This is a genomic window from Neobacillus fumarioli NBRC 102428 (assembly GCF_001591485.1).
Taxonomy (GTDB): Bacteria; Bacillota; Bacilli; order Bacillales; family Cytobacillaceae; genus Neobacillus; species Neobacillus fumarioli.
On the sequence record NZ_BCUZ01000156.1, the window covers coordinates 1 to 5678 of the forward strand.

Genomic DNA, 5678 nt, shown 5'->3' on the forward strand with positions numbered 1-5678 from the left:
GGTCTGACATTTGTAGGTCAGGCCTACATTTTTTTCTTTTAATTTTTGGGGAATTGTGTTATTCTATATTTAGAAAATTAACTAAATATTAAAGAAGGGAATAGGATGAATGAAGTGTTTAAGGCGTTGGCAGATCCAACGCGCAGGAAAATTCTAGATTTACTGAAGGAGCGGGATTTAACAGCTGGTGAGATCGCCGAGCATTTCGAGATGAGCAAGTCTTCCATCAGTAATCATTTAAAAATATTAAAAACTGCAGGCTTAGTTTTAGATGAAAAAAAGGGGCAATTTATTCTGTATTCGCTGAATTCTACGATTTTACAGGATGTCATTAAGTGGCTGTTGGACAAAAAAGGGAAAGGGGATGAATTTCATGAAAAAAGGTAAGCTTTTCTTTATGACGCTTATCATTGCACTGATTCCTTTGCTGGTGAATGTATTTGCTTTTCCGCATATGTCGGATCGCATACCGGTCCACTGGGGAATAAATGGAAAAGTAGATCGATATGGTTCAAAAATGGAACAGTTGATGATGAGTACATTGCCAATTATTATTTTTGCGGTGATCAACTTTCTGCCTGCCATTGACCCGAAGCGGGAATCTTATAAAAAGCATGCCAAAGCATTTGGGATGATTAATTTTGGAATTATCCTATTTATTTCATGCATAAACATGGCTGCTTTATTTAGCTCCCTGGGATTTGATGTTCCCGCTGAGAAAGTGCTCCCTATCCTTTTGGGAATCCTGTTTATTGTTTTGGGAAATTACATGTCGCAGATCCGGCATAACTATTTTTTCGGAATTAGGACCCCTTGGACATTGGCTTCAGAGCACGTTTGGAAAAAAACACATCGGCTTGGAGGATATGTCTTTGTCCTGATCGGTTTCGTTTCATTTATTTCTATTTTTGTAAATTCGGTGGGGATGGTAATATTTTTCGGCGCATTGGTGGTTGGAACGATGGTGGTAATTCTCTATTCATATATAATTTATAAAAAGAACTTCCCCCAAAAGTAATAGGTTTTACATGAATGCCTTTAAGTCCGAAACCATCTGAATAGATAAAAAGAAAAGTATAACTGGCAGAACTTAATAGTTTGCCAGTTTTTTTAAAGTTCAAGGACAAAGATATCTGAACTTTATAAATATTTATTGGCTTGAGTGTTTATTTTTACTTTTTGTTAACATTCGTGGGAGGAAACTTTTTCGATTATGTTCCCCGTTGGTATAATCAACAGTGTACATGATCGAAATTGTAAGGGGGGAACTTTAGTTGGAAGTAAATGTTTTAGGCGGAGGCAATGAAGTAGGGGCTTCGTGTTTACATATAAATATTGGCGGTACCAATCTATTAATTGATGCAGGGATGCGGATGCATGGGGATCATTTGCTGCCATCGCTTGGAATGCTGGAGAGTTTGGGGAGTCCGGATGTGATCTTGGTGACACATGCTCATGCGGACCATATTGGAGCACTGCCGATTGTGCATTCTCTTTATCCAACTATCCCTATTTATGCAACACCGCCAACTATTGAACTGATGAAGGTCATGATGAAAGACTCGTTAAAAATTATAGAAACGCGTGCAGCAGAGACACAAACATTGGTTCCTTATACAGAGGAGCAGGTAAATTCACTACTTGAGTCTGTGCTCCAGTTTCCAGCCAGTGGGATATTACAAATTGGGAATGCCAAAATAACAAGCTTTCGGGCTGGTCATATTTTAGGTGCCGTCATGTTTTATATTGAGGCAGAAGGGGAAAGTATTCTTGTTACAGGTGACTTAAGCTTCAAAGCGGGGAGAACGATTCCGGGAGCACAGGTGCCGCGCGATATTCGTCCGGATGTTGTTGTGATGGAATCTACTTATGGGAACCGCGCCCATACCGATCGAAATACAGAAGAACGCCGTCTGGCGGAACATGTCGCAGAAGTCATCGGCGGCGGCGGTTTTGCATTGATCCCAGCATTTGCCCTTGGCCGGGCTCAGGAAGTACTGCTGATTCTTCAAGATTTTATGGACAAAGGACTTATTCCTGAATTCCCCATCTTTGTCGACGGTCTCGTTACACCTATTTGCCGGATTTATAATAGCTTTCCTCATTTTTTAAAAGGGCCCGTGGCACATCGTATTCACCGAAATGGAGATGTGTTTTTAACGGAAGGTCGCTGTAAAGCTGTACACCCTAAAGAACGTGAAACGATCTTAAGCGGGAAACCGGGATGCATTATTGCATCTTCCGGCATGTTGACTGGCGGGGCCAGCGCTTGGTATGCAGAAAGATTAGTTTCCAATGAGAAAAATGCAATTTTTATTACCGGATATCAAGACGAGGAAAGCCCTGGAAAGAAGTTGTTACAGCTTGCTGAAGGAATGGAAGACAGCTTGGATTTGAACGGGACAAGCTATCAAGTAAAATGCCGTATTGGGAAATATGGCTTATCCGCTCATGCGGATGCAAATGAAATGAATCGCTTCATTCAGACGTTAGAACCAACTTACACCTTGCTTGTTCATGGGGATGATGAGGCAAGAGACAGTCTAGGACAATTGATTGATCAAAGATTTCACCCCATCCTTGTTGAAAATGGACAAGCCTACCCATTCGAAAAACGCCATTCAGGAAAAGGTGTATTGGGAAAACGGTACAAGACAGATGAGGCGAGTATGGCACTTCGCGGTAAAATAGGCAAGCTGATTCTCTATCGGCTAGAACAAGACAAGCCTTATAAATTGGCAATTTGCACAGGAATTCATCCGAAAACAAATTCCCTTATCTGCCAGACGTTAAAAGGAAAGCAAATAAAGATTCAGCTCTCTCAAGCAGCAGAAACAGTTGGGGCATGGAATGATCCGATTGAAACATTAAAAGAGTTAGCAGACGAAGTGTTGTCCTTTGTTCGTCCAATTCTGGAACAAATATCCTGGGACAGACTTCCGGAACAAGTGATGACACTCGAAGAAATTTTCCGCCTTCTTCAGATAACGGAAATCAAAGAAAAAGTAGCGCTTGCCTTGGCATTCATAAGTATTCCTAAGGAAAAACGCGATCGAAGTCACGACGGTACAGTCCGGTATGATGTAGATCGAGATTTCATAAAGAAATTGAAAAATTTAGAACTCCCAATCCAAGGATTAAAGATGAATCCGACACAAGCAATGGAAACGGTTCGGAACATGCTTTCAAATCATCCGCGGTTTATCCGCTGCGGGGCAGATGGTGTAGGTACAGCTGATGAAAGAATTACGCTTTACTTCGATTTTCCGGACGCATTGACAGAAAATGAGAGAAAAGAATGGTATCAGGCCATCATGAAAAACACCGGATGGCCCTCTGTTGTATCAGAATCTGTTCGTCAAGATTTATTGCAGGCGCTGCTGACTAAGTTATTTGGTCCAGGTGTCGGATCGGTGTCCATTCACCTAAACGAACGTAAAGTAGTAGTTGTAGCGAAAAAGCCGGAGAATGCTAAAAACTTGATAGACCAATTTAAGGAAAGCACAGGTTTTCAGGTACTTTTTCAAGGGGAATCTACTGCCGATTTAGAAGTAACTGTAAATGATATAATTCAATCTAGTGTTCCTTCCAAAAAGCTCGAAAACAATGAAGCCATGGAAGAGGCGAGGAAATGGGCGGATGATCGCGGGATTACCATTTACAAAACAAGCATCAAACAACATAACGGCGAGACGCTGATGGAAATTCACTTTATCTCGCCTGAAATTGCCCGCCAGCATGAGGTAGATTTAGAGGAATTATCATATCGCATCGGGATGCCTGTAACCTATGCCAAAAACCCGAAACAAAACGAAATTATTCGAGTCACTCTGGAATCTATTCCAGGATCATGGGAAATAAAGAAGAACCCCTCGATTCATATCGATAAACAAAAAGTTTCAATAAAACTGGCATCCATACCCGACGAAATAGAGCAAACGAAAGTAAGTGAAAAGATTCAAAAACACACCGGTTATTCATTGGAAGTGACAGTTTAATATGGACAACATTGAGAGACACCGAGACAAAATGTAGTGGTGTCTCTTTTTGCAAAAAGCATCGTTGACTATTGGATAACAGGGTGGGAAGTGCTGGGCTGGTTAAATGATTTGTTTGTAGAAACGGGTATGAACAAGGAAGTTGAAGGGATTAGGGGTAAAATGGAATATATGGAAGATCAAAAAATGCTAATATATACGTTTGCAGTGTAAACTGCTCTTGTGAAGACAGTCAAAGTTGGCCGGAATGCCCTTATCCATGCGGAAGCGGCAAAATGTACAAGAAATGCAGTGGGATGTAATCAGTGCTTATTCTACACTATTGGTTTTAATCCGAAATAGTCTAAAGCCTCATTGACAAGAAAGAGATTATACATTTTTTTCTCCAGACAAAAGCGAATAACTAAATCAAATGTCTCACTTTCCGACAAAGAATAACCGGCAGAATTTAAAAGTTTGTCGGTTTCTTTTTTATTTAGCTCAAGAGCAAAAGTTAGGGCAATAACTGTATTTTTCCGGGGCCGGTAATCGGGGTTGGAACGGATTTTGGAAAAATGCCTTCGATCAATACCGGCTTTTTTGTAAATGGCTGTATCACTCATGCCTTTGTGATCTATTAAATGAAACAACATATGATGAAACGAGGGCTTACGATTGGTTTTAATAAAATCCTCCAGTTCATAACCTTGTATGGTTTCAAATATTTCCCTATCCTTATACTCTGCCTCCTGAAAAACCTCCATCGACACAAAGTTAAGGTAATGTTCAACATACTGCTGCAATTCATTTAAAAATTTCTGATCAAGCATAATAAGCCTCCCAATCAAAATGTCGCTTAACAAGCGACCAAATACAAAATGAATCTATCTATTATAATAATATAATTCTCTACAAAGGATGATCGTAATGAATAAAAATCTGACGGAAATTATTTTCCTTCTGGACCGCAGCGGGTCAATGGCAGGGCTTGAAAGTGATACGATTGGCGGGTTTAATGCCTTTATAAAAAAACAGAGGCAAATGGAAGGGCGCACCATTATTACAGCCGTCCTCTTTGATGATCAATATGAAGTGCTGTGGAATGGAGTGGATGCTGAAACGGTAATGCTTACGGATCAGGATTATTATGTCAGAGGGATGACAGCTTTGCTTGATGCTGTCGGAAAGGCGATTTTAGAAGTCGGCAGCCGGTTATCGGATACAAAGGAAGAGGAAAGGCCAGGAAAGGTCATCTTTGTCATCACAACAGACGGACTGGAAAACGCCAGCCGCGAGTTCACCTACTCTAAAGTAAAGGAGTTAATCCAGCACCAGCAGAAAAAATATAATTGGGATTTTATCTTTCTCGGCGCCAACATAGATACCGAAGCAGAAGCGGAAAGAATTGGGATTGGCAGAGAGAATACCTTTAGTTTCGAAGCATCCCATACTGGTGTAGAACAAATGTACAATATTGTATGTGAGGAGGTAATGGAGAAAAGGAAAAAATGAATAGAGGAAAGTGGGATTGCCCATATTTGATTAGGAGTAGATTATTTTAAATAGAAGAGACCTTTTACAAACATATAAATGCAATTAAATGCAATTGATTTTGAAGATCTGCTGATTTGATTTTATTTGTAAAATTTTCTTAGATAAAACGCATTTAAACTTTTGGATTAATATTCATAGGAGATGATT

5 protein-coding genes are annotated in these 5678 nt (G+C 40.1%); 4 read left to right on the plus strand and 1 reads right to left on the minus strand.

Annotation, left to right across the window (positions count from 1 at the left end):
* The first annotated feature begins 105 nt into the window (after nucleotides 1-105).
* The 3 genes from BFU02S_RS14490 (at nucleotide 106) to BFU02S_RS14500 (ending at nucleotide 3998) form a co-directional block, all read left to right on the plus strand.
* Complete coding sequence (locus BFU02S_RS14490) at nucleotides 106-387, plus strand: autorepressor SdpR family transcription factor (protein WP_066372110.1); 282 nt, start codon at nucleotides 106-108, stop codon at nucleotides 385-387.
* Nucleotides 374-1018: an SdpI family protein gene (locus tag BFU02S_RS14495; RefSeq protein ID WP_066372113.1), complete on the plus strand. Its 645-nt coding sequence runs from the start codon at nucleotides 374-376 to the stop codon at nucleotides 1016-1018. Before BFU02S_RS14490 ends, BFU02S_RS14495 begins: the two co-directional genes overlap by 14 nt.
* A gap of 256 nt (nucleotides 1019-1274) precedes the next feature.
* Entirely contained in the window at nucleotides 1275-3998 is a 2724-nt protein-coding gene (locus BFU02S_RS14500; protein ID WP_066372117.1) for an MBL fold metallo-hydrolase, read from the plus strand.
* A 314-nt stretch (nucleotides 3999-4312) separates the two neighbouring features.
* Here BFU02S_RS14500 and BFU02S_RS14505 read toward each other — a convergent pair whose 3' ends face one another.
* A complete protein-coding gene (locus tag BFU02S_RS14505; protein ID WP_066372125.1) occupies nucleotides 4313-4807 on the minus strand; it encodes a hypothetical protein in 495 nt (164 codons plus the stop codon).
* Between the two features lie 97 nt (nucleotides 4808-4904).
* On the opposite strand from BFU02S_RS14505, the gene BFU02S_RS14510 reads away from it, so the two are divergent.
* Entirely contained in the window at nucleotides 4905-5489 is a 585-nt protein-coding gene (locus BFU02S_RS14510; protein ID WP_066372132.1) for a vWA domain-containing protein, read from the plus strand.
* Nucleotides 5490-5678: the final 189 nt, after the last annotated feature.